Raw genomic sequence first — 26110 nt, forward strand, 5'->3', positions numbered from 1 at the left:
GCTTACGGAGGCGTTTCGCGCAGCACGTAACCGACGCCGCGCACAGTGTGGATGAGCCGGGGTTCGCCGTCGGCCTCGGTTTTGCGGCGCAGATAGCCGATATAGACCTCCAGCGCGTTACCGGAGGTGGGGAAGTCGTAACCCCATACCTCCTCGAGGATCCGGCCGCGGGTCAGCACCCGGCGCGGATTGGCCATCAGCATTTCCAACAGGGAGAACTCGGTCCGGGTCAGCGATATGGACCGCGTGCCCCGCGACACTTCCCGGGTGACCGGGTCGAGCGAGAGATCGGCGAACCGCATCGTCTCGGAGATCTCCCCGATATCGGGTGTGCGGCGGCGCAGCAGGGCGCGCAGCCGGGCCAGCAGCTCTTCGAGTGCGAACGGCTTCGGCAGGTAGTCGTCGGCGCCCGCGTCCAGGCCGGCGACGCGTTCGGATACCGAATCGCGGGCGGTCAGCACCAGGATGGGGAGGTCGTCACCGGTACTACGCAGCCGACGGCATACTTCCAGGCCGTCCAGCCTGGGCATCATGACATCGAGTACCAGCGCGTCCGGCCGCTCCGTGGTCGCCTTCTCGAGGGCGTCGATACCGTCCACCGCCAGATCGACCGTGTAGCCGTTGAAGGTCAGTGATCGGCGCAGCGATTCCCGCACCGCACGATCGTCGTCGACCACCAGAATGCGCATTGCACCAGTTTGACGGCAGCGACTGAGAGGCTACTGAGAGGGCCCGCCGCGTGTCCGGGGCGGTGCGACGACCTGGGAATTCATCCGGTTACGGGACCAATGATTACCGATCTGTGATATGTCACGAAACCTGTTCCCCATCCGCTTTATTCACGGTATAACCGCCTGAACGCCCCGATTGCCCGCAACAACCATGCACGGTATGTTCCGAGCGGTAAAAACTAGACCTCTGGTCGGTTCGGGTGTGCGATCAATCATAACTGAAACGGCCACGCACCAAATAGGGGTCGATCGTGATGCGGAGGCGACAGAGGCGGATGGAAACACCGCGACCGTGGCAATTCAGCCTGTCCAACTGGTCGGTCACCCGCAAGGTCGGTATCGTCCTGGTGTTGCCGGTTGTCCTGGCAACCCTCTTCGCGGTACTGCGGATCAACAATGAGCTGCGCACCCTCGAACAGCTCAATGCCGCGACCGAGCAGTCCCGCATCATCGGACCGATCTCCGACTACAACGCCGCAGCCGAGAACCTGGCGGTCAGCGCCACCGTGCGCAAGGGCGCCGATACGGAAGCGCAGGCCACCGCGGCGCTGGCGGCATTCGATTCGGCCCACCAGGCGCTGGAACGCGCGATGGACGCCAACCAGATCCGCCCCGTGGTCTCCCGCGAACTGTCCTCGGCGCTCACTCTCGGCAGCACGATGCGCAGCGGCCTCAGCACCGGATCACCGGCGATGGTCGGCGACCAGGCCGATGAGATCGCCGTCCGCATCGGCAATGCGCTCGCGCAATCGCCCACGGTCGAGGATCTGTCGATCCAGCGTTACTTCCTGCAGGTGAGCGCCATCCAAAACGCACGCCGTTCGCTCACCGCGCAGCGCCTGGTGATCAGTTCACCCACCGCCGAGGATAATCCGGCGATGCGCGCCCGCATCCTGACCTCCGGCGGCGCCGAGCTGACCATGATCCACCAGTACGGCCAGATCATGCCGGACGTCACCGGGACCATGCGCCCGCTGCTGGACGCCGTCCAGACCAGGTTGGCGATCTTCAGCCAGGGCACCCAGGGCGCACTGACCGATCCGGCCGCCCGAGACTCGCTGGATGCCAGTTCTCAGGCCTACGACGTCACCACCGATCAACTGACCGCCACCATCGCCGGCGCCCTGCACCATGCGACCGTATCCGCGCAGAACAGCGCCCTGCGGGAAACCGCGCTGCTGATCGGCGCCCTGCTGGGCGGCCTCACGCTGGCTCTGGCCGTGGCCCGGACCTTGGTCGTCCCCGTCCGCCGGTTGCGCCGCGACGCGCTGGAAGTGGCCCATGTGCGCCTGCCCGAGGAACTCGAGCAGGTGCGCGGCGGCGGTGAGACCCCGGAAATCGAACCGGTCGGTGTCCAGGGCACCGAGGAGATCGGCCAGCTGGCCCGCGCCGTCGACGAAATGCATCAGCAGGCGCTCAATCTGGCCGCCGACCAGGCCCGTCTGCGCGTGCAGATCGGCAATATGTTCGAAACCCTGTCCCGGCGCAGTCAATCGCTGGTCGAACAGCAGCTCGGGATCATCGAGGAACTGGAACACGACGAGGACGAGCCCGAACGGCTGCAGAACCTCTTCCGGCTCGATCACCTCGCCACCCGGATGCGCCGTAACGGCGACAACCTGCTCGTCCTGGCCGGTACGGCGCTGCGCCGCGGTCAGCTCGAACCGGTCCCGCTCTCAGATATGCTGTGGAGTGCCGTCTCCCAGGTCGAGGACTACCAGCGGGTCGAGATCGGCCATGTCCCCGACGGTGTCGTGGCCGGTGAACCCGCCGTCGACATCGAACATCTGCTCGCCGAGGTCATCGATAACGCGCTGCGCTATTCGCCGCCCAATACTCCGGTGGCGGTGACCGTGTCCCGCGCGGTCGACGGCGGCTACCTCATCGAGGTCACCGACCGCGGGCTCGGGATGGCCACCGAGGATCTGCAGGCGGCCAATGCCCGCCTGGCCTCCGGTGGTGAGATCAACGTCGAAACCGCCCGCCGGATGGGCCTGTTCGTCGTCGGCCGACTGGCCAAACGGCACCAGATCACGGTCGGTCTGCGCCGGACCTCGACGATGGCGCAGCAACCGGGAATCACGGCAAGCCTGCACCTGCCGGGCCTGCTGGTATCGCCCGATACCGGCGCCGACAACGCCAACACCCTGACCACCGACTTCTCCCTGTCGCCGCCGCCCCAGCTGTCCGCGCAGCCGCCGCAGCTCCAGCAACAGCCACCCCGGCTCCGAACGGAACCGGCCGAGCTGCAGCCGCCTCCTCAGCCGCGGCAGTTGATGCCGGTTCCCAGCCTTCCCCCGGCCGAGTCCTGGCCCTCGCGGCCGGAGCCGCCGATACGTCCGCTGACGCCGGCGCCGGCCGCGCCGGGCCTCGGCACGACCACGTCCGGTCTGCCGCAACGCCGTCCGGCTGCCGGCTTCCCGGGCGAAGCGGGCGGGGGCAACGGCCGGTCCAACGGTCACGGCTCCGGCGATACGTTCTCGGCGTTCGATCCCGTCCCCGAACCCGAGCCCGAAGCCGACGAGGCACCGACCGGTCTGTGGTCGGAAACCTACAAGACCCAGTCGTTCCCGGCGCCGGTCGAGCGGGCCTACCCGGCACCCGCACCGGCGAACGAGACTCCGGCATCGCTCACCGCGCGGTCGGGATTGCCGATCCGCCGCCCGGGGATGGACCGTGAGGACCCGTTCGGACGCCCCGAGCAGCGCCTCGACGAGACAGTCACGAGCACAACCACTTCCTCTCGGCTGCAGCCGGTCGGCGCCGCCACGCCCACCCCGATCTACCAGCGCATGGTGTCGGAGTGGCTGGTCGAGCCGGCATCCACGCAGGAGCAGCCGCGCCAGGACTGGACTTCACCGGCCGATGTCGGCTGGTTGGCCGCCGAGGATGCGGCCACACCGAGTTCGGACTCCAGGACCGCGAACGGGCTCCCGATCCGCCGGCCGGGCGCACAGCTCGTGCCCGGCGGGCTCGCCCCCGTCGAAGACGAGGCCCCGCGGAATCCGGAGGAGATCCGGAGCAATCTGACGAGACATCTGAGCGGGGTTCGCAGTGGGCGGGCCGACGCGCAGCACAATGACGGAGGGCCTTCATGACCACCCCGAACAGCAGCACGGACGAGAACCTGAACTGGCTGGTCGCCAGATTCACCCGCGACGTCCCGGGCGTCTCCCATGCGGTCCTGGTCTCCGCGGACGGTCTGCTGCAGGCGGTAAGCCCTCATCTGCCCGCCGACCGCGCCGAACAGCTGGCCGCCGTCACCGCGGGTCTGGCCAGCCTGTCCACCGGCGCGGCCCAGCTGTTCGACGGCGGCAAGGTGATGCAGTCGATCGTCGAGATGCAGCGCGGCTACCTGCTGGTGATGAGTGTCGGAAACGGCTCGCATATCGCGGTATTAGCCAACAAACAGCACGATATCGGCCGGATCGGCTACGAGATGGCACTGCTGGTCGACCGGGTTGGTGCGGTGGTCAGCGCGACCGCCCGATCCACCGTCTGAACGCCATGTCCCAATTCGGCCAAGGTATGCCCCATTTCAATACCGGCGGGCCCGACTACGGTCCCGGCGCACACAATTTCGGCCCGGGTGCGCAGCAGAGCAGCCCCGCATCCGCGCAGTACAACACCGGTACCCATCGTTTCCGCGCCGATCCACCGCCGAACAACCCGAACAACCCGCGCCGGGCCGGGCGGGTCCGCCCGTACGCCCTCACCTCGGGCCGCACCCAGCCCGCGGTCGATCTGCCGATGGAGGCGGTTATCGAAACCATCTCTTATCATGCACAATTCGATTGGCCGTCCGGCGACATCCGGGCCGAGATCCTGCGGCTCGGTACCCACCAGCTGTCGGTCGCCGAAATCGCCGCACATCTCGATCGTTCGCTCGGTATGGTCCGCGTCGTCATCGGTGATCTCGTCGTGGACGGCAACCTGCGAGTGCATTCGACCTTGACCGAGCAGGCGAGCTACGACGAACGCCGGTCGCTGATGGAGAGGACATTGCGTGGACTCCGAGCCCTATAGCAAGTTCCAGGGTGGTGCCGCGGCGGAATCCGATACCCGCGTCGCGTCGACCAAGATCGTGGTCGCGGGCGGCTTCGGCGCGGGGAAAACCACGTTCGTGGGCGCGGTTTCCGAGATCGTGCCGCTACGCACCGAGGCGATGGTCACCAGCTTCTCCGACGGCGTCGACAACCTGGAGGACACGCCGGACAAGCGGACCACAACCGTCGCCATGGACTTCGGGCGGATCATCCTGCCCGGTAATCTGACGTTGTACCTGTTCGGCACCCCGGGCCAGCGCCGCTTCTGGTTCATGTGGGACGACCTGATCCGCGGCGCCATCGGCGCGGTGGTGCTGATCGACACTCGCCGGCTCGAGGACAGTTTCGCCGCCGTCGATTTCTTCGAGGCGCGTAAGCTGCCGTTCCTCATCGCGGTCAACCGTTTCCCGAACGCGCCGCGCTTCGCGATGGCCGAGCTGCGGGAGGCGCTGTCGGTGCGCGAGGGCGTACCGATCGTCGATATCGACGCCCGCGATGCCAAGGAGGTCCGCCAGGCGCTGGCGGCCGTCACCGAATACGCGATCAACCGGTTGAAAGCCCAGGAGTACGAGGGAGTCGCCCGGCATGGCTGAACTGCTGGCCGCGGAGACGGTCGCCACCGTCGATCTGTTCACCATGGGCTACTGGCTCACCCTGCTGACCGCGCTGTTCTCCGCCGTCGGCATGTTCGTCGGATTGGCCTGCGCGATCAACGGACGCCGATCGATCCGCTTCAGGCCGATCTGGATCGCCGCATCCGCCGCCTCGATCGGCGGGGTCGGGGTATGGCTGGCCAGCACGGTATCCCTGTTGGGCGTGTCCATTCCGGGCACCGTCCTGCGCTACGACATCTCCGATCTGACGCTGTCGCTGGTTTTCGCCGTATCGGCGGTCTTCGTCGGATTGCTGCTCGCGGGGCGCGAGTTCGACGTCAAGCGGATGGCGACTGCCGCCGTGGCTCTCGGCGTGGGCTTCGGGATCATGTTGTGGCTGCAGCTGACCTCGGTCGATGTCCAGGGTTCGGTATCGGTGACCGTCTGGCTCTACCTGGCCGCGCTCGCGATCGCCGTGGTCGCCTCCTCGCTGTGCGTATTCCTGTTCCAGCGGTTCCGTTTCCCGGCCGCGCGGGTGGGCTCGATCCTCATGTTCGCCGCGGGCGTGGCGGCGTTCTACTTCACCGGTATCACGAGCCTGGAATTCCGGCCGGATACCGAGGCGCAGCCGGCCGAAGGGATGGAGCTGTTCGGTTACGCCTTCCCGATGCTGGTGATCGGACTGCTCGCACTGGCCGTGCCGATCACCGCCGTGCTGGTGGCGCCCGAGCGCCGGGACGAGCAACCGGCACCGAAGCGATCCGCCGCACCGGATGACGGCCCGGCGGGCGGAAATTCGAACGGCGCCCCCGCCGGTGAGGCACCCCGCCCCTCCGCCACGGCCGCCCTGGCGCAACGCGCCCGGCCGCTGCCCGAACCCGCTCGCTGACTCGGCCGGGGACGGATCGCGTGCTCGTGGACCAGGACACGCTGCTGCGGGAGCTGTGGGGACAGCTGCGTGCCCTGCGCACGGAAGTGACCGAGCTTCGCGTCGAGATCAGTGAAATGGAGGCCACGGTCGCCGATCTCGCGGCCCGGGTGGACGATCCCGACCGCATCCGGTTGCCGTGGCCGGTGTCGCTGCTACTGTTACCGGCCGCCTTGACTCTCGCACTGCTGCGGCAGGTGGACGAGCTGGCCCGGGCGTTATCCGCAGAGTGCGACGAGCAGCGGCCGGAAGGGCCGCGAGTGCGGGGCGAGGGCCCGTAAAAATGGCGATGAGCGGGTCTCCCATCTCTGGGAGACCCGCCCTCACGCACGAGGATAACCGGAACCGATCGGCGAATCAGCAGTCCGGCAAGTTTTTTCTGCCCGTCACGGCACAGAAGTACGGAATTGCCGAACCGGACCGTCCCCGGGTCCGCTACCGGTCAGCTAGCGATAATCACAGGTGGTGGCCATTCTTGCACTAGCCGAAAGATTGCTCACGACCCGGTACGAACGGCCGTATAGTCCTGTTGCAGCGGTAGTTTCATATCTAGGGGGCATGACAGATCATCGGCGTTTCGGGTCGAACAGGCCGCGCCGTACGGCAGCGACCAACCGGCGCGGTACCTGGTGAACGACACCGTCCACGGTCACCGGGACCAGATCCGGTGCTGCGGCTTTCCAGTTCGCCCGCCGGCTACGGGTATTCGACCGCGACATCCGCCTCTTGGGTACCGCCATCTCAGCTCTCCTTCCGTGCCCGCACGCCGCGCTTGCCGTACTTGCGCTCGAATTTCTCCACCCGGCCCTGGGTATCCAGCAGCCGGTTCGCCCCGGTCCAGAAGGGGTGCGAATCCGCGGTCACATCCACCACTATCAGCGGATAGGTGTTGCCGTCCGCCCAGGTGACGGTCCGCTCGCCGGTGGCCGTCGACCGGGTCAGAAACTGTTTTCCGGTACTCGCGTCCTCGAAGACGACCGGCCGGTAGTCGGGGTGGATACCCGGTTTCATCACTTCTCCTTCCGGGCACGATCGCCCGTGTCGATACCGCGCCCGTCGCCGGCGGCGGCCGAGCGCGGCTCATCCGGTTCACAGGGGTCGGTGTGCCAGTCGCCGAACGGGTCCGGCCAGCGGGCTACTTGGTGCGGCGAACGCTCGACCTGTAGCAGTTCGGCATCGTCCACCAAGGCCCAGTGCAGGGCCTCCCGGATCTCGTTCGGGTCGGCGTCGTGGACCAGGATCACCAGTGAGATATCGCGGTCACCGAATCGCTCGTCCCAGCGCAGTCCCGCCATGGCCAGACGTTCCGGGTCGGCTGCGGTACGTTCGTCCGCCGGCATCGCCGCCAGCCAGCGGCCGGCGCCGCCGATCCGGAGGCCGCCGCCTGCCGATTCCAGCCACACCACTTCCTCCGGCTGCGTGGCCAGCCAGACTCGCCCGCGGGCGGTGACCACACCGTCGAACAACATGTCCAGGGCCCCGTGCAACCGTTCCGGATGGAACGGCCGGCGTGCCGTGAACTCCATCAGTTGCACCCCGTGTTCCGGCCCGAGCGGGGGCCGGCCGCGCAGTAGCGGAGCGTGCGCGTCGAACACCCGGCCGCGGCGGGCGTCCGGGGGAACCAGCGACAGCAGAGCGTCGACCGCACCGGGGGTGAGCGCATCGGCCGATTCGGTCCACAGCACCGGCGCCGAAGGGACCAGCCGCGACAGCACGGCGCCCATTCGGGCCCGTTCCAGCGGGTCCACGTCCGCGCCGCCCGACACCACGACAGCATCGGCGAAATCGACCTGACCGACGGCCAGTTGGGCCACCGTGCGATCGTCGTCGGCCCACGCCCAGCCGAGTTCTTCGAGCGTTTCGTCGCCGGTCGCCGCGGCCGGCCAGGTCCGGGCGTCGATCGCGGTCAGCACGGCGGCCACCCGCACATTACGGGCCGCCGGGCCGTCGACCCGCCCGACGATTCCGGCGACCGGAATATCGGCGATCCCCACACAGACTGCCTCGGCCTCGAATGCCGGATCCAGGGCAAGCACGATCCGCTGCACAGAATCGCGGGCGGCCAGGGTGCACAGCAGGGGTAGCAGATCCGCCTTCAGCGTGCACGACACACAACCGTGGGCGAGTTCGTGCACCGATTCGGAGATCTCCCCGGCGGCGTGCACGGTGCGGCGGACGATCCCCTGCCGGAGTTCGGTGAGATCGTGGCGGACGATCACGGTGCCGTCGGCCGCGCCGAGGGCACCGGCGATGCGGTCGACAGTGCCGGCCGGATCGCCGTGCAGGCCGGCGACCACCACGACCGGAGTGCGGCGGTCGCGGTGACCGGCGCCTTCTGATGGTTGTGCGGAGTTGGACACCACTACCCTTTCGGCAATGATTTTCATTTAGGACCGGGCACACGCTACAGTGTGGATCCACCGTTGTCGAAAACGATTATCATCATCGTTCGCCGCGGTTGCCACTCCTCCGTCCGAAGGGAGCCGTCGTGTCGGCACACTGTCAGGTCACCGGCCGCAGACCCGGGTTCGGCAAGTCCGTTTCGCATTCGCACAAACGGACCAGCCGCCGCTGGGACCCCAATATCCAGCGCAAGACGTACTACCTGCCCAGCGAGGGCCGCCGGATAACCCTGACCGTCTCGGCCAAGGGCATCAAAACCATCGACCGCGACGGCATCGAGGCCGTGGTGACCCGTATCCGGGCCCGCGGCGAACGCATCTGAGGACACGATGGCATCGAAATCGAGCGATATCCGACCGGTGATCAAACTCCGCTCCACCGCGGGCACCGGGTACACCTACGTCACCCGCAAGAACCGGCGCAACGACCCGGACCGGATGGTCCTGAAGAAATACGACCCGATGATCCGCAGGCACGTCGACTTCCGGGAGGAACGCTGATGGCGAAGAAATCGAAGATCGCCCGCGACGCACAACGCCGCGAGATCGTGGCGCGCTATGCGGAACGGCGAGCCGAACTCAAAGAACTCATCCGCAAACCGGCCACCCCGGACGACGAGCGCCTGGCCGCACAGGCCGCCCTGCGCAACCTGCCGCGCAACGCCAGTCCGGTACGATTGCGCAATCGGGACACCGCCGACGGGCGACCGCGCGGTTACCTCCGGAAGTTCGGCCTCTCGCGTGTGCGCGTACGTGAGATGGCGCATCGGGGCGAGCTACCCGGTGTGCACAAATCGAGCTGGTAGACCCACTGATCTCGTGAGTTAGGAGCCGGTTATGGCAATCAAACGAGGCCCGTCGAAGAAAGCCCGCGCCGAGCAGGCCCGCCGGCCGAAGAAGAACCCGCTCATCGCGGCAGGTATCGAAACCGTCGACTACAAAGACGTGAACCTGCTCCGCACCTTCATCTCCGACCGCGGCAAGATCCGCAGCCGCCGGGTCACCGGCCTGACCCCGCAGCAGCAGCGGCAGGTCGCCATCGCGGTGAAGAACGCCCGCGAAATGGCGCTGCTGCCCTTCACCAGCCGTTGAGGCTCCGACAAGCAGGAATGCCCGGGACCGTGTCCCGGGCATTCGGCTATCGGGGCAACGGCGCTCGGCCTATCGGTCCGCGGAATCTGTGCGGCCATTAGAGTCGTGCCCATGAGTTCACCGCGCGGGATCCTGGCGATTCTGGCCATCTGCACCGCGCTGACGGTCACCGCGTGCGGCGATACCGGCGATACCGGCGCGGAGCCGGGTCTGTCGCCGGAGCCATCGGCCACCTCCACCACCGGAAAACCGCCCAGCACACCGACCGAGGTCCCCGGTGCCGACCCGGGTCATCTGTTCACCGCCGACCCGTCCATCGTCGGCGCTCATCCCGTGCCCTTCACCTCATGGACCCGGGCGGGCGAGGACCGGATCGCCGTCCATTTCGAAACCGGCGTCCCCGAGTGCTACGGGGTGGACGCCACGGTCACCGAAACCGAAACCACGGTCACCGTGGAACTCCGCAGCGGCACCCGCGCCGATTCCACCGGCAAGATGTGCGTCATGATGGCGGTATTCGGCACGCTGGAGGTCCAGCTGGATGCCCCACTCGGCAATCGCCGGGTACTCAGCGCGGCCTGAATCCGCCCCCCTCGAACCGGCCGCGTCCGCTCCGCGCTCGGTGAACGACAACTCCACGGGTCGGCATTCGGCCATGAACCCAGCGGGTCGGCGCTCACCGGCCCGGTCTCCACCGGGTCGCTGAGCTGCTCACCAAGTTTTTCACCACATTCTCCGGTGACCCCAACTGCCCCACACTCTGCTAGCCAACTGCCAGACGTGCCCAGCGGCGGCGCCGAGTCCGGTGAGCCCCCTGGAGGCTTTGGCCCGGCCCTGCTGTCAGTCCTCGAAGCGCAATGCGAGACATCCGCGAGTCCCGAGGGCTGAAAGCAGGGCCCAAAGGCGCCGAAACCCGCGACGCCGCAGAGGGCGCCGAAAACACAGTTCAGTGGGCGAAGTGCCGGGCCCCGGTGAAGTACATGGTGACCCCGGCCGCCCGCGCCACATCGACGGTCTCCTGGTCCCGGACCGAACCGCCGGGCTGCACGATCGCCCGCACACCCGCCTGGATGAGCGTCTCCGGGCCGTCCGGGAACGGGAAATACGCATCCGAAGCGGCAACCGACCCCTTGGCCCGGTCGCCCGCCCGCTGGACCGCGAGTCCGACCGCGTCCACCCGATTGACCTGTCCCATACCCACACCCACCGACGCGCCGTCGTGCGCGAGCAGGATGGCGTTCGATTTCACCGCCCGGCAGGCCCGCCAGGCGAACGCCAGATCAGCCAGGGTTTCCGCATCCGCCGCGGCACCGGCCGCCAGCGTCCAACCGGCAGGGTCGTCGCCGGCCGCGTCGAGCACATCGCGCTGCTGGAGCAGGGCGCCCCCGCTGATCGGGCGCAGTTCCGCACCCGCCCGCCGCGGCGGTTCGGAGATCAGAATCCGCACGTTCTTCTTGCGCTGCAACACCGCTACCGCGCCGTCGGCATAGGAGGGCGCCACGATCACTTCGGTGAAAATCTCCGCGACCTGCTGGGCCATCTCCACGGTGACCTCCCGGTTCGCCGCGATCACGCCACCGTAGGCACTCACCGGATCGCAGGCATGGGCCTTGCGATGTGCCTCGGCGATATCGGCACCCACAGCGATACCGCAGGGATTGGCGTGCTTGATGATCGCGACCGCGGGCTCGGTGTGGTCGTATGCCGCGCGCCAGGCGGCATCGGCATCCACATAGTTGTTGTACGACATCTCCTTGCCGTGCAACTGCTGTGCCTGCGCCAGCCCGCGATCCGCGCCCGTGTACAGGGCGGCGCGCTGATGCGGGTTCTCGCCGTAGCGCAGCACCGCCGACCGCTGCCAGCTCTTGCCGATCCACGCCGGGAATTCCGCGGCGGCCGAATCTCCGGTCAGCGTCTCCGCCATCCACGTGGCCACGGCCACGTCATAGCTCGCGGTGTGCTGGAAGGCCTTGGCGGCCAGCGAAGTACGTTCGGCCAGGGTGAAACCGCCGTCGGCGACGGCCTTGCGGACCTGGTCGTAGTCGCCGGTGTCGACGACCACAGCCACCGACGGATGGTTCTTCGCCGCGGCACGCACCATCGACGGCCCGCCGATATCGATCTGCTCCACGCACTCGTCGGGGGTAGCGCCGCTCGCCACGGTCTCGCTGAACGGGTAGAGGTTCACCACCACCAGCTGGAACGCCTCGACACCCAGTTCGGTGAGCTGGGCCAGATGTTCGGGCTTACGGGTATCGGCGAGGATTCCCGCGTGCACGCGCGGGTGCAGGGTCTTCACCCGGCCGTCCAGGGTTTCCGGGAAACCGGTCAGCTCCTCGACCTTGGTCACCGGAACGCCGGCGTCGGCGATCCGGGCGGCCGTGGATCCGGTGGATACCAGCTCGACCCCCGCCGCGTGCAGCGCGGTCGCCAGCTCCACGAGCCCGGTCTTGTCGTAGACGCTCACCAGCGCCCGGCGGATCGGCCTGCGTTCACTCACCGGAGAACTCGCTCATCTGGGATCACTGCCTTTCGTCCATCGGAGACAATTCCGCGGGTGGCGACGGCGGCGACAACCTCCACCAGTAACCGTCGCTCGACGACTTTGATGCGCTCGTGCAGGCCGGCCTCGTCGTCGTCCGGGTGCACCCGGACGGGTTCCTGAGCCAGGATCGGCCCGGTATCCACACCGGCATCCACCAGATGCACGGTGCTACCGGTCACCCGGACCCCGTAGGCCAGCGCATCGCGTACTCCGTGCGCGCCAGGGAAGGCGGGCAGCAGCGCCGGATGGGTGTTGATGATCCGGCCACCGAACCGCGCCAGGAATTCGGGACCGAGCAGCTTCATGAAACCCGCGCACACCACGAGGTCGGGCGTATATCCAGCGGCCGCGTCGGTGATCGCGCGATCCCAGGCGCCGCGATCGGCATATTCGCCGGTAGGCACCCGGAACACCGGGATACCGGCGGCCGCGGCATGCTCGGTGGCGGCACACTCCCGGTCCACGCCCACGGCCCGGATCCGAGCCGGGTATGCGGGATCCGCGGCGGCCTCGATCAGCGCGCGCAGCAGCGATCCGGTCCCCGAGGCGAGTACGACCAGGCCGGCCGGGGCGGAATCAGTGGGTTCCGGGGCGGTCAGAGCTCTACTCCTGGAGTTCGAAGGGTCGGTGGGGGCGATCGCCCGATGGCCGGGACGGGCCCGCGAGCACGGATAGAGCCTAATGGGTGCCACTGAGAGCAGCTCATCCGCCGTCCGCACACGGCCGGAGCAGACGCGGGGCACACAGCCCACGGCCGGAACGACCCACGAAGCGAACGCGGACAACGCACCCAGCACACAAGCGCATAGCCGGAGCAGACGTGGGGATACGCATGGAGCGCACAGCCGGTATGAACCGGCGCTACACGAAGCGAACACCGACGGCTCGCACAGCGCACCTCCGGAGCGACCGAGGTACGCACGGACCATACGGCCGGAAGGAAGCGGGCGTACAGCACACACCGCACGGCCGGAACGAAGCGGACCGGCGCACAGTCGATACGGTCGGGGGCGGTCCAGCGGGGCCACGCACCGCCGATCACCCCGGACCGGCGCTAGTGGCGATCGGGGGCCTCGCCGTCGAGATGGTCCGGTTCGACCACTTCGGCGTCCACGATTTCGGCCTCGGTGCCCGCGGAATCGGACAGCGGGCTCGACCCGGGCGAGGCAGACTGCCCCTCCACAACTTCCACATCCAAGGGCGGCTGCGGACCGACCGGAGCCTCACGAGGGCCGTCCAGCAGGTCCGCGTAGCGGCCGGCGCCGTCGGTCGCGGTATCCGCGGGTAGTTCGGGGAGTTGCCCGGACGGCAGTGCGGGTACCTGGTCCGGATAGTCCGTTTCGGCTCCGCAGCCGGCATCGTCCGGGTCGAACAGGGCATCGGGATGGTCCAGCAGTGGTGTCGGGAACGAGACCAGGAAGGTGCGCGCGTAGAGCAGGCCGGCGTATCCCGGAATGGCCAGCCAGGCGAACACCGCGAGCGCGAAAACCGGCAGCTCGACCCCGAGCCGGCCGAAATTCCCCAGCTCTCCCCCGGACAGGGCGGCCAGTGCCGTGAGCCCGACACTTCCCAGCCCGGCCGCGGCGAGCAGTGCCCACGGCGCCGCCGGCCGGTCATAACTCACCCGGGCCGATTCCACCCCGGCATAGACGCCTATTGCGGCCGGGACGATCAAGAGAACCGCCCACCAGAGCGCCGCCGGACCGGTCGGGAGCGACGCGAGTACGGGTACCGCCGGTACCGGGCCACCGACCACCGTGAACACCCCGACGGAGGCATCGCCGAACTGGACCCCGGGGCCGACCAGGACCCCTACCGCCGCGATCACCGCATTCGGCAGATAAACCAGCGACAGCAGGGTCAGGCCCAGCACATCCACGACGTTGCCGGCCGTGCCGTAGGTGTCCCCGACCCGGGACCAATGCACCAGCAAGGCGAGCACGATCATGACGGCGGCGGCACCGAGCAGGCGCAGCGCCGCCCGGCCGGCCACGTAACCCGCGGCGATCGCGTCGTAGGGCAGACGGTCGAAAATCCGGTCGCGGCACCGGAAGACGACCCCGGCTCCGGCGGCCAGCGCATGCAGGGCCAATACCCACGCAAAAGCGGCCAGTGGGTTGGGACGTTGCAGGGCAATGGATCCCGAGGCGTCCTCGGTCACGGCCAGGCAGACGGCGGTGATGAGCAGCGGCCCGCCGGCCGCGGCCCCGAACAACCAGCCGATTTCGGCGCGCGTGGGCTCGGTATCGGTGGCCGCCACCGCTTCCCGGAAAGCGGCCCACAGCAGTAACGCCGTCGGCAATACCGGCAGCAGGCTCAAGGAGGTGGTGCCGATGGTCAGCGGCACCTGATGTATCGCAAGCCAACCGGCGGCGACCGCACCACTGAGACCGGTGAGATCACTACCGGCGGTGAACAGTGTCGCCAGCATCGCGCCCACGATGAATGCCAGGGCGAAAGCCGCGGGCCGGAATGCGACGTAGAGCAATACCCGGGCGCGGTCGGGCGGAAGTGCGAGCGGACCCGGTTCACCAGCCGGACGCGCCGCGTTTCGGCGCGCGCCCCGGAACGGTCCGGTCGACGAGGTACGCGGGGCACTCATGGATTTCAGAGTGGCAGTTGCCCCGGCGCGGGCGCTTCAGGCGCGCCGCACCGGGGCCTGCCGAGGATCACTTCTGGTCGTCGCTCTGCCGGAACGCGCGGGTGGCGTCGGCGGCCGGATCGGAGGGCTGTTCCCCGCCGAACGGCTGAGCGGGCTGGGCGGCCTGCTGCTGCGGCTGCTGGCCGTAACCCTGCTGCGCCTGCTGCTGACCGTACGGCGACTGCTGCTGCCCGCCGGCGTACGGCGACTGCTGCTGCTGTCCGTAACCCTGCTGCGACTGCTGGCCGTATCCCGGCTGCTGCTGACCGTAGCTCTGCTGGCCCGGCTGCTGGCCATACGCCTGCTGGCCGTAGGACGGCTGCTGCTGCTGGCCGCTGCTGTACTGCTGCTGGCCATAACCCTGCTGGCCCTGGTACTGCTGCTGGCCGTAGGCCTGCTGTCCGCCGGGGAACCCGGTCGAAGCCGCCGGGCGCGGGGCCGGGGCGGAGAGAATCCCGGACTCGAACAGCACCACGGCCACCGCGAGGCCCGCCTGCACGAGCGCAAGCACCAGGATCAGATACAGACCGATCTCGGCCTTGGCCCCCTCCGGCAGGGTGAACAGCTGGAAGAGAATGGTGAGGAAGGTACCGGTGGCGACAGCCGCCGAAACACCCACCCAGTTCTGCTTCGGCAGCAGCGACAGACCGGCGAGCAGACCGGCGATCAGCAGCAGGCCGCCGATCGACGCCTCCTGGTACTCCCACAGGTTCAGGCTGGTGTCCGCCGACGAGGGCAGGTCCATATCGGTGTCCGCGCCCACGTAGGCCAGGAAACCGAGCAGGAAGGCGAGCACGCCCACTGCAGCCGCGCCGATGGTCAGGAAGAACGGCAGTCCTTTCCCGCCGGCCTCAGCGGCACTCGCACCACCGGCCGCCTGCTGGCCGGGATTGGGCGGAACGGAGGGCGGAACGGGTGCGTTGTACCCGGAGCCCCCGGTCGGGTATGACATGTCGTCATCTCCTAGGTCGAGTCATACGTACTTGACGGCTGAATTCTCTTTGACGCTACTGCACGCACGCGCACAGGTCATCACCGAAGGATCCAGCTGTGGATAACCTGCGATCCGGACAGCAATGGTGACCCCTAGTCTCGAGATGTCAGCAGCCCTGCCCACATGCGACTCCACCCCGTTTTCCCGGCATCCGGATAGTCAGCGTCGGTGGTTCGGGGCCCGTCTCGGATCTGGACTGACGGAGCGGAGGAGCGGAGGAGCGGAGGAGGGAAGATCCGAGACACGAGGGGGCCCCGAACCCGCGCGCGCCAGCGCGCCAAAAACACAGCGCAACTGCGGAATGTGTACTTGGGTGCGCAAGGTCGGTGAACAAAACCCGCGCTGGGGGGACAGCACCGAAAACGAGGCCGTCCGCATTACACGGACGGCCTCGTGAGTTTCAGCGAACGAGCGAATCAGGCGCTGACTGCGGCCTTCTCCAGGATCTCGCGCGCCAGTGCGGCGGTTTCGGACGGCGTCTTGCCGACCTTCACACCCGCGGCCTCCAGCGCGTCCTTCTTCGCCGCGGCGGTGCCCGACGAACCGGAGACGATGGCGCCCGCGTGGCCCATGGTCTTGCCTTCGGGCGCAGTGAACCCGGCGACGTAGCCGACGACCGGCTTGGTGACATTGGCCTGGATGTAGGCCGCGGCCCGCTCCTCGGCGTCGCCGCCGATTTCACCGATCATCACGATCAGCTTGGTCTCCGGGTCCTTCTCGAACGCCTCGATGGCGTCGATATGGGTGGTGCCGATGACCGGGTCGCCGCCGATGCCGATGGAGGTCGAGAAGCCGAAATCGCGCAGCTCGTACATCATCTGGTAGGTCAGGGTGCCGGACTTGGAGACCAGTCCGATCGGGCCCTTGCCGGTGATGTTGGCCGGGGTGATGCCGACCAGCGATTCGCCGGGGGTGATGATGCCGGGGCAGTTGGGGCCGATGATCCGGGTCTTGGCACCCTTCTCCACGTTGTAGGCCCACGCGTAGGCGGTGTCCTGCACCGGGATGCCCTCGGTGATGACCACGAGCAGCGGGATCTCCGCGTCGATGGCCTCGATGATGGCGTCCTTGGAGAACTTCGGCGGCACGAACGCGATGGAGACGTCGGCGCCGGTCTTCTCCATGGCCTCGGCCACGGTCGCGAACACGGGCAGCTCGATCGCGTTGCCGTCTTTGTCGGTGTGCGCGACGGTGGTGCCCGCCTTACGCGCGTTCACACCGCCGACGACCTGGGTACCGGCCTTCAGCATCAGCGCAGTGTGCTTGGTGCCCTCGCCGCCGGTGATGCCCTGGACGATGACCTTCGAGTCCTTGTTGAGGAAGATTGACATAGTTCTGTGTGTCCTTTACTGGGCGTGCCCTAGTAGGTCGACTCAGCGGGCCGCGAGTTCGGCGGCCTTGTCGGCGCCTTCGTCCATGGTCTGCGCCAGCGTCACCAGCGGGTGCGCGGCTTCGGCGAGGATCTTGCGACCCTCCTCCACCCGGTTTCCGTCCAGGCGGACCACCAGCGGCTTGTTGGCCTCGTCGCCCAGGATCTCCAGCGCCTTCACGATGCCGTTGGCCACCGCGTCACACGCGGTGATACCACCGAAGACGTTGACGAAAACGCTCTTCACCTGGGAATCGTTCAGGATGACGTCCAGGCCGTTGGCCATCACCTCGGCGGAGGCGCCGCCACCGATATCGAGGAAGTTGGCCGGCTTGACGCCGCTGTGCTTCTCACCGGCGTAGGCGACGACGTCCAGGGTGGACATGACCAGACCGGCACCGTTGCCGATGATGCCGACCTCACCATCGAGCTTGACGTAGTTGAGGTCGTTCTCCTTGGCCTTCAGCTCCAGCGGATCGGTCGCGTCCTTGTCCGCGAACGCCGCATGGTCGGCGTGCCGGAAGTCGGCGTTCTCGTCCAGGGTGACCTTGCCGTCGAGCGCGAGGATCTCGTCCTGCGGGGTGCGCACCAGCGGATTGACCTCGACCAGGGTGGCGTCTTCGGCGACGAAGACCTCCCACAGCTTCTGGATGGTCACCGCGGCGGCGTCCAGCACCTCGGCGGGCAGGTGGCCCTGCTCGGCGATGGAGCGGGCGAACGCCAGATCGACGCCCTTGACGGCGTCGACCGGCACCTTGGCCAGCCGGTCCGGCTTGGTGGCGGCGACCTCTTCGATCTCCATACCGCCCTCGACCGAGCACATCGCCAGGTAGGTGCGGTTCGCGCGGTCGAGCAGGAAGGAGATGTAGTACTCCTCGGCGATATCCTTCGCCTCGGCCACCAGGATCTTCTTGGTGATGTGTCCCTTGATATCCAGGCCGAGGATGTTCTGCGCGTGGGTGGACGCGTCGTCCGGGGTGGCGGCGTACTTCACGCCACCCGCTTTACCGCGGCCACCGACCTTCACCTGGGACTTGATCATCACCGGTTTGCCGATTTCCACCGCGATGGCGCGGGCGTCCTCGACCGTGTCCGTGACGCGGCCTTCCGACGAAGGCACTCCGTGCTTTACGAAGAGCTCCTTCGCCTGATATTCGAAGAGATCCATGTATTCACCGTCTCGTCTGCGTTGCTATGACAACGTCTTTGTTGGCGGCCCGACGTCGGTAGCGGGTCGTTCGGACTCTAACCACTCATAAGGACGCCCGATCGGGCACGTTCATCCTAAGTGGCGCAGGTCACGAGGCCGGCCGCGGGGAGGTCAAACCCGCAGGCCATGACTACCGGCTAGTAGCTTTTCGATCGATTCGCAGGCGGCGCGGGATGCGCTCGGCGATATCCGCGGACTGGACCGCCGAGATCACCGCTCGCGGCTTCCGGCGGTGAGCCGCCACACGCACCAAAACGTGATCAATGTCACAGTAACGTTTGAATACGTCCTACCGCTTGCCGCGTCGCAATCGTTTCGTTACCGTCGAAGCGGTCGATGTCACAGCGCGATCACGAAGGTGCACAGGCGTGGTTGCTTGCGCACCAGGTGACCGCGCGAGTAGAGATCTTCGTGATATTGCTCCCGTGAGCAGGTTGAGAGAGGACGGCAGCTTGACGCAGCACACCGCTCCGCAGTCGCAGAGCCGTTCGGTAACAGCCTTCCCGGTGCCGCACCCCTCTACGGCGGGTCCGGCCTTCGGTACCTCTCCTCGGATGTGGATCCGCTGATGAACCACAACGGCACCCTGGGCGCCCCGCACAACGGTCACCGGCGCCGGTCCCGGAACGACGGCGCGCAGGCCCTGGAAAACCCGCAGCCGTTCAACGCGTTCGGTGCCTCCGGTGACAGCCGGTCCCGCAGACGCCCGCTGAACACCGCTGCGGCGTCGGCCGCCGCCGACTCCCAGCGCAGTGCCGCCGACGATTTCTGGTCGACCAACCAGGGCTGGGCCGATTCCGGTAATAGCAGCACCGACCGGTCCTGGTCCGAAACACAGCCCAGCAGCTGGTCCGAACCACAGTCGAACACCTGGGCCGCAGAATCACAGCCGACGAATTGGGCCGAGCCGCAGTCCGGCACCTGGTCCGATGGCGGCTGGAACAACGACAACGGTTGGAACCGCGACAACAAGCCCGCCTGGCACAGTGATCCGAACTGGAACACCCACCAGAGCTGGTCCGATGCGCAGAACTGGTCCGCCGAACCGGCCTACGACGATCACGCAGAGCCCGCCCCGCACGATCAGCCCACCACGATCGCCGAAGCGCTGGCGAGCGGGCCGGCCGTCGCCGAACCCGACACCCCACCACGGCAAACGCGATCCCGGGGCGCCCACCGGGTAGCGGCGCCGCCCGCCGCGCTCAAAGGACGGGCCGCGGTGGTCGCGGTCGCAGCCGGAGCCGTCGTCGCTGCCGGGCAGTGCGCGACTGCCGCACCGGGGGAACAGAAAACGAAACAGGCCACCGACTACGAGGCCGCCGGATCGGTACACGAGATCGCCGCCCAGTCGAGCGCTGCCGAGGTTCCAGCTGCGTCCGATACCAATTCACCGCAGATGCTGAGCGGGGGCGCCCCGCTCGACACCGGGCGTTTCGGCGAGATGCTGGCCAACGGCGCCGAATTCGCACAGGATCTCGCTCGGGCCGAGGAAGCCAAGTACCGTCCGCTGTTCGCCAATTTCGCCAGCGGGGCCTACACCTCCGGTTTCGGCGCACGCTGGGGCGTACAACATCTGGGTGTGGATATCGCCGCGCCGATCGGCACCCCGATCTACGCGGTGGCCGACGGCGAAGTGATCGACGCCGGGCCCGCCGCGGGTTTCGGGATGTGGGTCCGGCTGCTGCACGCCGACGGCACCGTCACCGTCTACGGGCACGTCGACACCACCACGGTATCGGTGGGCGAATACGTGCTCGCGGGCGATCAGATCGCCACGATGGGCAATCGTGGCTTCTCCACCGGGCCGCACGTCCATTTCGAGGTGTGGCTCAACGGAGGCGACAAGATCGACCCGATCCCCTGGCTCGCCACCCGCGGTATCAGCCTCACCGGCAACAGCGACTGAGCGGCTGTCGCCCGCCGCCCGCAGCGAATCCGCCGTGCGGTCCGCCGCATGTATCCGTTGTTCAGGGCACGGCCGTGATCGCCAGTCCGATCAGTGCCACGACCTTGGCCACTTCCAGGCCGATGTACCCGTAGTGGGCCCCTGAACGCGGTAGTTGCTCGCCCGCGAGCACCCGGTCGGAACGGCGGGACAGTGGTGGCCGCACCACCGCCACCTGGACCAGCAGAATCCCCAGGGCGAGCCCGAGCCACACCCAGACTCCACCCGGAGGCCCGAGCACCACGGCGGCCACCAGCAGCACCAGCGCCAGCACCGATTCCACCGTGTTCAGCGCACGGAACACCACCCGGCCGATACCCAGCCCCAATTCCACGGTCACCCCCGGCGCGCGGAACTTCAGCGGCGCCTCCAGAAACGAGATCGCCAGCACCATACCGAGCCAGAGCATCGGCAGGAACCACATCAGATGCTGTGCAACAGACTCCATAATCGGAACCTACCGCGCCCACCCGGTGGGCCGGGACTACAGCTTGGTCAGGGTCTGGCTGAACTTCGGGATGAGCCGGATTGTGCCGTTGGACCCGAAATCGATCGTCACGCTGGCCATATCCCCGGCCCCGTCGGCCGCGACCACCCGGCCGAGACCATATTTGTCGTCGCTGACGCGATCACCGACGGCCAGCGACAACCCGACGTTGTTGCGCGCCACTCCGCGCCGGCCATCCCGCGGCGCGGGACGCGATTCGCGTGATCGCGGCCAGCCACCGGTCCAGTCGTCGTCGCCGGATTCCTCCGCCCGGCGCCGGCCGTACTGCGTGGGCGCCGACGAACGCTTCGGCTCCAGCCGCTGCCAGTCGATGAGATGATCCGGAACCTCCTGCAGGAACCTGGACTCCGGATTGAACACCGGCTGCCCCCACCCCGAGCGGACGACAGCCCGGGTGAGGTACAGGCGGCGGCGCGCCCGGGTGATTCCCACATATGCCAACCGGCGTTCCTCGGCCAGTTCGGCCGGATCGCCGAGCGCCCGCAGATGCGGGAACTGACCGTCCTCCCATCCGGTGACGAAAACGACCGGGAATTCCAGGCCCTTGGCGGTATGCAAGGTCATCAGGGTCACCATGCCGGAGCCCTCGTCGGGAATCTGATCGGCATCGGCCACCAGCGATACCCGTTCCAGGAACGCGGCCAGCGATCCGGGCTCGGGCTCTCCCTCACCCGCTTCCGGCACCAGCCCTTCGGCGCGGGCCGCCTCGACGGCGTTGCGGGCCTCGGAACTGAATTCGCGGGCCACGCTGACCAGTTCGTTGAGGTTGTCCAGCCGGGCGCCGTCCTGCGGGTCGTCGGAGGCTTCGAGCTCCGCCCGGTACCCGGTACGCTCCAGTACAGCCTCGACCACCGCGCCGACATCGGGGAAATCGAGTTCGTCCATCTCCCCCGCGGCCCGGATCTGCTCCAGCAGCGCGACGAACCCGGCGATGGCGTTGCGTGCCCGGGTGTTCAGCAGCGCCACATCGCCCGCGGCGGCATCGCGCAGGGCCGCGGCGAAACCGATACCGCGCTGTTCCGCGTGTACGGCCACACACGCCTCGGCGCGATCACCGATACCGCGGCGCGGGGTGTTCAGGATGCGGCGCAGGCTCACCGCATCGTCCGGATTCTCCAGTACCCGCAGGTAGGCGACGATATCGCGCACTTCCTTGCGTTCATAGAACCGCACACCGCCGACCACCTTGTACGGCAGGCCCATCCGGATGAAGATCTCTTCCAGGGCGCGCGAATTGTTGTTGGTCCGGTAGAACACGGCGATATCGGAGTAGCCGACTTCTCCCTCGTCCACCAGCCGGTCGATCTCGCGGGCGACGAACGCGGCCTCGTCGTGCTCGTTGTCGGCGACGTAGCCGGTGATCAGTTCGCCTTCACCGGCCTCGGTCCACAACCGCTTGTCGCGACGGTTGGTATTGCGGGAGATCACCGCATTGGCGGCGGACAGAATGTTCTGCGTGGAACGGTAGTTCTGCTCCAGCAGAATGGTCTCGGCATCGGGGAAGTCGCGTTCGAATTCCTCGATATTGCGGATGGTGGCGCCGCGGAACGCGTAGATCGACTGATCGGCGTCGCCCACCACACAGAGTTCGCTGGGCGGGACGAACCGCCGATCCGGGGATTCGGTTTCCGGTTCGGCCGCGGCCGCCGCACCCGCATCGCTGTCGGCCGCTTCGGTCGCGGCCGCCGAATCCGCGGCGCCGTGCCCGACCAGCTCCCGTACCAGCACGTACTGCGCATGGTTGGTGTCCTGGTATTCGTCGACCAGTACATGCCGGAAACGGCGGCGGTAGTACTCGGCGACCTCGGGATGTTTCTGCAGCAGGCCGACTGTCTCACCGATGAGATCGTCGAAGTCCAGCGCGTTGGCCGCCCGCAGCCGCCGCTGATATTCGGTGAATACGCGGGCGACGATGCGCGGCAGGTCCGCATCGTCGAACTCGGCATCCGAGTTCGCCTGCTCCGGGCCGATGAGCTCGTTCTTCAGATTGGAGATGGCGGTGGCCAGCATGCGCGCCGAGAACTTCTTGGGATCCAATTCCAGATCCCGGCCGATCATGGTGAGCAGCCGGCGGGAGTCGTCGGCGTCGTAGATGGAGAAGTTCGAGTTCAGTCCGGGCAACAGTGTCGCCTGGGTGCGCAGAATGCGCACACAACTGGAATGGAAGGTCGACACCCACATGCTCGCGGCGCGCGGACCTACCAGCTCGACAACCCGCTCCCGCATTTCCGCCGCGGCCTTGTTGGTGAAGGTGATCGCGAGAATCTGGCCGGTGGTGGCCCCCCGCGCGGCCAGCAGATACGCGATCCGGCGGGTCAGCACGGCGGTCTTGCCCGAACCGGCGCCGGCCACGATCAACAGCGGCGACCCGGTATGCAGAACGGCCGCACGCTGCTGCGGGTTGAGCCCCTGCAGCAATTCCGCGGCTTCCCCGGACCGCCGCTGCGCCGACTCGGTACGCTGCTGCGCCTGCTCGGCCTGAACCCGCCGCTGCAGCGCCGCCAGTCCACCCTGCGCGCCGCTCTCCCGGCTCCCCGGACCAGGCGCGGACGGCCGCCGCTGAGCCCCCGGATCTTCCATCCCGGGTAGCATCGGAGCGTCCGGGCCACGCTCGTCCGCGCGGGGCTCCGAACGGCCGCCGCCGGAGAGCTGAGCGCGGGAAGAATGCGAGTCCGAACAAGTTGCTGCCGCCGTCGTGTCCATCGTCTGTCCACGCTACCGCCGCGACCCGACACCTTCGAACACTAGGCCGAAAATCCCCACCCGAGCCCGACCTGACGCGCCAGCGGCGGCGCCGAGTTCAGCGAGGCCCTTGGAGGTTTTGGCCCGGCCCTGCGTTCAGCCCTCGAAGCGCATGCGGCGCAGCCGCGAGTCTCGCGGGCTGAACGCAGGGCCCAAGGGGGCCAAAACCCCGCGCGCCAGCGCGCCAAAAACACAACCAAAACTTTGCAGACCCTGTTTGCCGTGGCAAACTGGCAGCATGGTTTGCCCTTCAGCGAAACATCCGCTCCGGCTGTGTGCGCAGCGGGACCACAGCCCGGGCACCTGAGGCCGATCGGGGCGAGTAGGGGGTAACGGCACGACCAGCCCACCAGGGGCTTTTCACGGTGTAAGGACTCCGGACCGGTAACACGAAACAGCTCGACGCCGATCCAGGTTCTGACACGAGGAGATGAATGATGAGCACACCCGCTACGACGACCGGCTCGGAATCGACGACCGGCTCGGAATCGGAGCTCCCTCGGACCGAAGCCGAGATCGAGAAGCTTCGTAAGGAAATCGACCAGCTCGACTCGCAGATCCTGGAGGCGATCAAACGCCGGACAGAGATCTCGCAGGTCATCGGGCGCACCCGGATGGCATCCGGCGGCACCCGGCTGGTGCACAGCCGGGAGATGAAAGTGCTGGAGCGCTTCAGCGAACTGGGCCAGGAGGGCCATACCCTGGCGATGCTGCTGCTGCGTCTCGGTCGCGGCCGGCTCGGCCGGTAGAGCCATACGCGGCGGCCCGCAGACCGCCGCATTCCCGCGAACCGCCCCGGGTGAGGACGCCCCGGGGCGGTCGTACGTCCAGGATCAGGTCATCGCGATGTACTTGGTCGACAGGTATTCCTCGATCCCCTCGATACCGCCCTCCCGGCCGAAACCGGAGGCCTTGACGCCGCCGAAGGGCGCCGCCGGATCCGAGATCACGCCGCGGTTCACCCCGACCATGCCGCTCTCCAAACCTTCCGCAACCCGCAGCGCCCGGTCCAGATCCCGCGTGTAGACGTAGCTGACCAGTCCGTACTCGGTGTCGTTGGCCGCGGCCAGGCCCTCTTCCTCGGTGTCGAACGCAACGATCGGGGCGACCGGGCCGAAAACCTCTTCGCGCAGAATCCGCGCGCCGGCCGGGATATCGGTCAGGATGGTCGCCGGATAGAACCAGCCCGGCCCGCCCGGTGCCTTGCCTCCCAGGCGCAGGGTCGCGCCGGCGGCCACCGCGTCGTCGACCAGGTCGGACACCGTGCTCAGCTGCTCTTCGTTGATCAGCGGTCCCAGTGTGGTGTCCGCGTCGGTCCCGGGGCCCATCCGGACCTGTTCGTTCATCGCGGCAGCGAATTTGTCCGTGAACTCGGCCAGTACCCCACGCTGCACGTGGAACCGGTTGGCCGCGGTGCACGCCTCCCCGCCGTTGCGCAACTTCGCCAGCATGGCGCCTTGGACAGCGGCATCGATATCGGCGTCGTCGAACACCACGAACGGCGCGTTCCCGCCGAGTTCCATCGAGGTCCGCAGCAGGCCGTGCGCGGATTTCTCCACCAGCGACCGGCCGACCTCGGTAGACCCGGTGAAGGTGAGTTTGCGCAGCCGGGAGTCGTCGAGCAGCGGCTGGGTCACCGCGCCGGAACGGCGGGAGGTGATCACCGACAGCACCCCCTCGGGGAGGCCTGCCTCGGCGCAGAGTTTCGCGAGCAACAGCATGGTGAGCGGGGTGGCCGACGCCGGTTTCACGATCATGGTGCAGCCCGCGGCCAGGGCCGGGCCGATCTTGCGGGTGCCCATGGCAAGAGGGAAGTTCCACGGGGTGATCGCCAGACACGGGCCGACGGGTTGTTTGTGCACCAGGATCCGGCCGGTACCGGACGGGGCATGCAGATAGCGGCCGTTGATCCGCGCGGCCTCCTCACTGAACCAGCGGAAGAACTCGGCGCCGTAGCGCACCTCGTTGCGGCTCTCCGGCAGGGCCTTGCCCATCTCCAGCGTCATCAGCAGCGCGAAGTCCTCCGCCTGGGCGGTGATCCGCTCGAACACCGCCCGCAGGATCTCGCCGCGTTCCCGGGCCGGGGTCGCCGCCCAGGCGTCCTGTGCGGCGACAGCGGCGTCCAGGGCACGGACGGCGTCCTCCGGAGTGGCGTCCGCGACCTCGGCTATCACGTCACCGTTGGCCGGATTGTGCACCGCGAAGGTGCCACCACCGGCGGCATCGACGGGACCGCCGATCCACAGCTGCTTCGGTACGGACGCGAGTACATCGGTTTCTGAGGCCATACGCCACAGCCTAGGCCGGAAATCGGCCGATATCGCTGGCTCGCAAAGACAAATCCATCGTGCTGCGTACGGCATG

26 protein-coding genes are annotated in these 26110 nt (G+C 67.7%); 13 read left to right on the forward strand and 13 right to left on the reverse strand.

Going from position 1 to position 26110, the window contains the following annotated elements:
• Positions 1-2 precede the first annotated feature (2 nt).
• On the reverse strand, positions 3-689 hold the full coding sequence (locus ACIA75_RS00085) for a response regulator transcription factor (protein WP_397098194.1): 687 nt from the start codon (positions 687-689) through the stop codon (positions 3-5).
• Positions 690-1006: 317 nt separating this feature from the next.
• Between ACIA75_RS00085 and ACIA75_RS00090 the strand changes: the two genes are divergently transcribed.
• From ACIA75_RS00090 to ACIA75_RS00115, 6 genes are all read left to right on the forward strand, one after another.
• A complete protein-coding gene (locus ACIA75_RS00090; protein WP_397098196.1) occupies positions 1007-3829 on the forward strand; it encodes an ATP-binding protein in 2823 nt (940 codons plus the stop codon).
• A complete protein-coding gene (locus tag ACIA75_RS00095) occupies positions 3826-4233 on the forward strand; it encodes a roadblock/LC7 domain-containing protein (RefSeq protein WP_397098198.1) in 408 nt (135 codons plus the stop codon). The genes ACIA75_RS00090 and ACIA75_RS00095 overlap by 4 nt, the downstream gene beginning before the upstream one ends.
• 242 nt (positions 4234-4475) lie before the next feature.
• The gene (locus ACIA75_RS00100) at positions 4476-4757 is read left to right on the forward strand and encodes a DUF742 domain-containing protein (RefSeq protein ID WP_280398197.1); all 282 of its coding nucleotides are present in this window, start codon (positions 4476-4478) and stop codon (positions 4755-4757) included.
• Complete coding sequence (locus ACIA75_RS00105; protein ID WP_397098200.1) at positions 4738-5370, forward strand: GTP-binding protein; 633 nt, start codon at positions 4738-4740, stop codon at positions 5368-5370. The genes ACIA75_RS00100 and ACIA75_RS00105 overlap by 20 nt, the downstream gene beginning before the upstream one ends.
• Positions 5363-6259: a hypothetical protein gene (locus tag ACIA75_RS00110; protein ID WP_397098202.1), complete on the forward strand. Its 897-nt coding sequence runs from the start codon at positions 5363-5365 to the stop codon at positions 6257-6259. The genes ACIA75_RS00105 and ACIA75_RS00110 overlap by 8 nt, the downstream gene beginning before the upstream one ends.
• A 26-nt stretch (positions 6260-6285) precedes the next feature.
• Complete coding sequence (locus ACIA75_RS00115; RefSeq protein WP_397098204.1) at positions 6286-6579, forward strand: hypothetical protein; 294 nt, start codon at positions 6286-6288, stop codon at positions 6577-6579.
• Positions 6580-6864: 285 nt separating this feature from the next.
• Here ACIA75_RS00115 and rpmF read toward each other — a convergent pair whose 3' ends face one another.
• The 3 genes from rpmF to mrf are packed head-to-tail and all read right to left on the reverse strand — an operon-like array spanning position 6865 to position 8658.
• The gene (gene rpmF / locus ACIA75_RS00120) at positions 6865-7038 is read right to left on the reverse strand and encodes a 50S ribosomal protein L32 (protein WP_397098206.1); all 174 of its coding nucleotides are present in this window, start codon (positions 7036-7038) and stop codon (positions 6865-6867) included.
• Between the two features lies 1 nt (position 7039).
• Complete coding sequence (locus ACIA75_RS00125; RefSeq protein WP_397098208.1) at positions 7040-7309, reverse strand: type B 50S ribosomal protein L31; 270 nt, start codon at positions 7307-7309, stop codon at positions 7040-7042.
• Positions 7309-8658 (reverse strand): ribosome hibernation factor-recruiting GTPase MRF, encoded by a 1350-nt coding sequence (gene mrf / locus ACIA75_RS00130; protein WP_397098210.1) that lies wholly within the window; start codon positions 8656-8658, stop codon positions 7309-7311. Before mrf ends, ACIA75_RS00125 begins: the two co-directional genes overlap by 1 nt.
• A gap of 128 nt (positions 8659-8786) precedes the next feature.
• Here mrf and rpmB point away from each other — a divergent pair, with 128 nt between their 5' ends.
• From rpmB to ACIA75_RS00155, 5 genes are all read left to right on the forward strand, one after another.
• Entirely contained in the window at positions 8787-9023 is a 237-nt protein-coding gene (gene rpmB, locus ACIA75_RS00135; protein WP_397098213.1) for a 50S ribosomal protein L28, read from the forward strand.
• Between the two features lie 7 nt (positions 9024-9030).
• Positions 9031-9201 carry a 50S ribosomal protein L33 gene (gene rpmG / locus ACIA75_RS00140; protein ID WP_397098215.1) on the forward strand — a complete coding sequence of 57 codons (171 nt, stop codon included), beginning with the start codon at positions 9031-9033 and terminating at the stop codon, positions 9199-9201.
• The gene (rpsN, locus tag ACIA75_RS00145) at positions 9201-9506 is read left to right on the forward strand and encodes a 30S ribosomal protein S14 (RefSeq protein ID WP_397098218.1); all 306 of its coding nucleotides are present in this window, start codon (positions 9201-9203) and stop codon (positions 9504-9506) included. Before rpmG ends, rpsN begins: the two co-directional genes overlap by 1 nt.
• A gap of 31 nt (positions 9507-9537) precedes the next feature.
• A complete protein-coding gene (gene rpsR, locus ACIA75_RS00150; RefSeq protein WP_397098220.1) occupies positions 9538-9792 on the forward strand; it encodes a 30S ribosomal protein S18 in 255 nt (84 codons plus the stop codon).
• A 111-nt stretch (positions 9793-9903) separates the two neighbouring features.
• Complete coding sequence (locus ACIA75_RS00155) at positions 9904-10374, forward strand: hypothetical protein (RefSeq protein WP_397098222.1); 471 nt, start codon at positions 9904-9906, stop codon at positions 10372-10374.
• Positions 10375-10738: 364 nt separating this feature from the next.
• On the opposite strand, the gene purH is transcribed toward ACIA75_RS00155, so the two are convergent.
• The 6 genes from purH to sucC form a co-directional block, all read right to left on the reverse strand.
• Positions 10739-12292 carry a bifunctional phosphoribosylaminoimidazolecarboxamide formyltransferase/IMP cyclohydrolase gene (gene purH, locus ACIA75_RS00160; protein ID WP_397098224.1) on the reverse strand — a complete coding sequence of 518 codons (1554 nt, stop codon included), beginning with the start codon at positions 12290-12292 and terminating at the stop codon, positions 10739-10741.
• The gene (gene purN, locus ACIA75_RS00165; RefSeq protein WP_397100800.1) at positions 12289-12936 is read right to left on the reverse strand and encodes a phosphoribosylglycinamide formyltransferase; all 648 of its coding nucleotides are present in this window, start codon (positions 12934-12936) and stop codon (positions 12289-12291) included. Before purN ends, purH begins: the two co-directional genes overlap by 4 nt.
• Before the next feature lie 455 nt (positions 12937-13391).
• A complete protein-coding gene (locus ACIA75_RS00170) occupies positions 13392-14939 on the reverse strand; it encodes a DUF6350 family protein (protein ID WP_397098226.1) in 1548 nt (515 codons plus the stop codon).
• 67 nt (positions 14940-15006) lie between these two features.
• Positions 15007-15930: a DUF5336 domain-containing protein gene (locus ACIA75_RS00175; protein WP_397098228.1), complete on the reverse strand. Its 924-nt coding sequence runs from the start codon at positions 15928-15930 to the stop codon at positions 15007-15009.
• A 458-nt stretch (positions 15931-16388) separates the two neighbouring features.
• The gene (sucD, locus tag ACIA75_RS00180; RefSeq protein ID WP_397098230.1) at positions 16389-17303 is read right to left on the reverse strand and encodes a succinate--CoA ligase subunit alpha; all 915 of its coding nucleotides are present in this window, start codon (positions 17301-17303) and stop codon (positions 16389-16391) included.
• Positions 17304-17345: 42 nt separating this feature from the next.
• The gene (gene sucC / locus ACIA75_RS00185; RefSeq protein WP_397098232.1) at positions 17346-18509 is read right to left on the reverse strand and encodes an ADP-forming succinate--CoA ligase subunit beta; all 1164 of its coding nucleotides are present in this window, start codon (positions 18507-18509) and stop codon (positions 17346-17348) included.
• 751 nt (positions 18510-19260) lie between these two features.
• Here sucC and ACIA75_RS00190 point away from each other — a divergent pair.
• Positions 19261-20457, forward strand: a complete 1197-nt coding sequence (locus ACIA75_RS00190; protein ID WP_397100802.1) for a M23 family metallopeptidase — start codon at positions 19261-19263, stop codon at positions 20455-20457.
• A 61-nt stretch (positions 20458-20518) separates the two neighbouring features.
• Here ACIA75_RS00190 and ACIA75_RS00195 read toward each other — a convergent pair whose 3' ends face one another.
• Both ACIA75_RS00195 and pcrA read right to left on the reverse strand, forming a co-directional pair.
• Entirely contained in the window at positions 20519-20944 is a 426-nt protein-coding gene (locus ACIA75_RS00195) for a hypothetical protein (protein WP_397098234.1), read from the reverse strand.
• A 36-nt stretch (positions 20945-20980) separates the two neighbouring features.
• Entirely contained in the window at positions 20981-23584 is a 2604-nt protein-coding gene (pcrA, locus tag ACIA75_RS00200; RefSeq protein ID WP_397098236.1) for a DNA helicase PcrA, read from the reverse strand.
• A 599-nt stretch (positions 23585-24183) separates the two neighbouring features.
• On the opposite strand from pcrA, the gene ACIA75_RS00205 reads away from it, so the two are divergent.
• On the forward strand, positions 24184-24495 hold the full coding sequence (locus tag ACIA75_RS00205) for a chorismate mutase (protein ID WP_397098238.1): 312 nt from the start codon (positions 24184-24186) through the stop codon (positions 24493-24495).
• Positions 24496-24579: 84 nt separating this feature from the next.
• On the opposite strand, the gene ACIA75_RS00210 is transcribed toward ACIA75_RS00205, so the two are convergent.
• Positions 24580-26034, reverse strand: a complete 1455-nt coding sequence (locus tag ACIA75_RS00210) for an NAD-dependent succinate-semialdehyde dehydrogenase (protein ID WP_397098240.1) — start codon at positions 26032-26034, stop codon at positions 24580-24582.
• Between the last annotated feature and the right edge of the window lie 76 nt (positions 26035-26110).

This window comes from Nocardia sp. NPDC051750 (assembly GCF_044453135.1).
Classification (GTDB): Bacteria; Actinomycetota; Actinomycetes; order Mycobacteriales; family Mycobacteriaceae; genus Nocardia.

Excerpts from the sequence above, each read along its gene's own strand:
- ACIA75_RS00085 (WP_397098194.1), bottom strand. The coding sequence starts at position 689 with ATGCGCATTCTGGTGGTCGACGACGATCGTGCGGTGCGGGAATCGCTG.
- ACIA75_RS00090 (WP_397098196.1), top strand. The coding sequence starts at position 1,007 with ATGGAAACACCGCGACCGTGGCAATTCAGCCTGTCCAACTGGTCGGTC.
- ACIA75_RS00095 (WP_397098198.1), top strand. The coding sequence starts at position 3,826 with ATGACCACCCCGAACAGCAGCACGGACGAGAACCTGAACTGGCTGGTC.
- ACIA75_RS00110 (WP_397098202.1), top strand. The coding sequence starts at position 5,363 with ATGGCTGAACTGCTGGCCGCGGAGACGGTCGCCACCGTCGATCTGTTC.
- rpmF (WP_397098206.1), bottom strand. The coding sequence starts at position 7,038 with ATGGCGGTACCCAAGAGGCGGATGTCGCGGTCGAATACCCGTAGCCGG.
- ACIA75_RS00125 (WP_397098208.1), bottom strand. The coding sequence starts at position 7,309 with ATGAAACCGGGTATCCACCCCGACTACCGGCCGGTCGTCTTCGAGGAC.
- rpmG (WP_397098215.1), top strand. The coding sequence starts at position 9,031 with ATGGCATCGAAATCGAGCGATATCCGACCGGTGATCAAACTCCGCTCC.
- rpsN (WP_397098218.1), top strand. The coding sequence starts at position 9,201 with ATGGCGAAGAAATCGAAGATCGCCCGCGACGCACAACGCCGCGAGATC.
- rpsR (WP_397098220.1), top strand. The coding sequence starts at position 9,538 with ATGGCAATCAAACGAGGCCCGTCGAAGAAAGCCCGCGCCGAGCAGGCC.
- ACIA75_RS00155 (WP_397098222.1), top strand. The coding sequence starts at position 9,904 with ATGAGTTCACCGCGCGGGATCCTGGCGATTCTGGCCATCTGCACCGCG.
- ACIA75_RS00170 (WP_397098226.1), bottom strand. The coding sequence starts at position 14,939 with ATGAGTGCCCCGCGTACCTCGTCGACCGGACCGTTCCGGGGCGCGCGC.
- ACIA75_RS00175 (WP_397098228.1), bottom strand. The coding sequence starts at position 15,930 with ATGTCATACCCGACCGGGGGCTCCGGGTACAACGCACCCGTTCCGCCC.
- sucD (WP_397098230.1), bottom strand. The coding sequence starts at position 17,303 with ATGTCAATCTTCCTCAACAAGGACTCGAAGGTCATCGTCCAGGGCATC.
- sucC (WP_397098232.1), bottom strand. The coding sequence starts at position 18,509 with ATGGATCTCTTCGAATATCAGGCGAAGGAGCTCTTCGTAAAGCACGGA.
- ACIA75_RS00195 (WP_397098234.1), bottom strand. The coding sequence starts at position 20,944 with ATGGAGTCTGTTGCACAGCATCTGATGTGGTTCCTGCCGATGCTCTGG.
- pcrA (WP_397098236.1), bottom strand. The coding sequence starts at position 23,584 with ATGGAAGATCCGGGGGCTCAGCGGCGGCCGTCCGCGCCTGGTCCGGGG.
- ACIA75_RS00205 (WP_397098238.1), top strand. The coding sequence starts at position 24,184 with ATGAGCACACCCGCTACGACGACCGGCTCGGAATCGACGACCGGCTCG.
- ACIA75_RS00210 (WP_397098240.1), bottom strand. The coding sequence starts at position 26,034 with ATGGCCTCAGAAACCGATGTACTCGCGTCCGTACCGAAGCAGCTGTGG.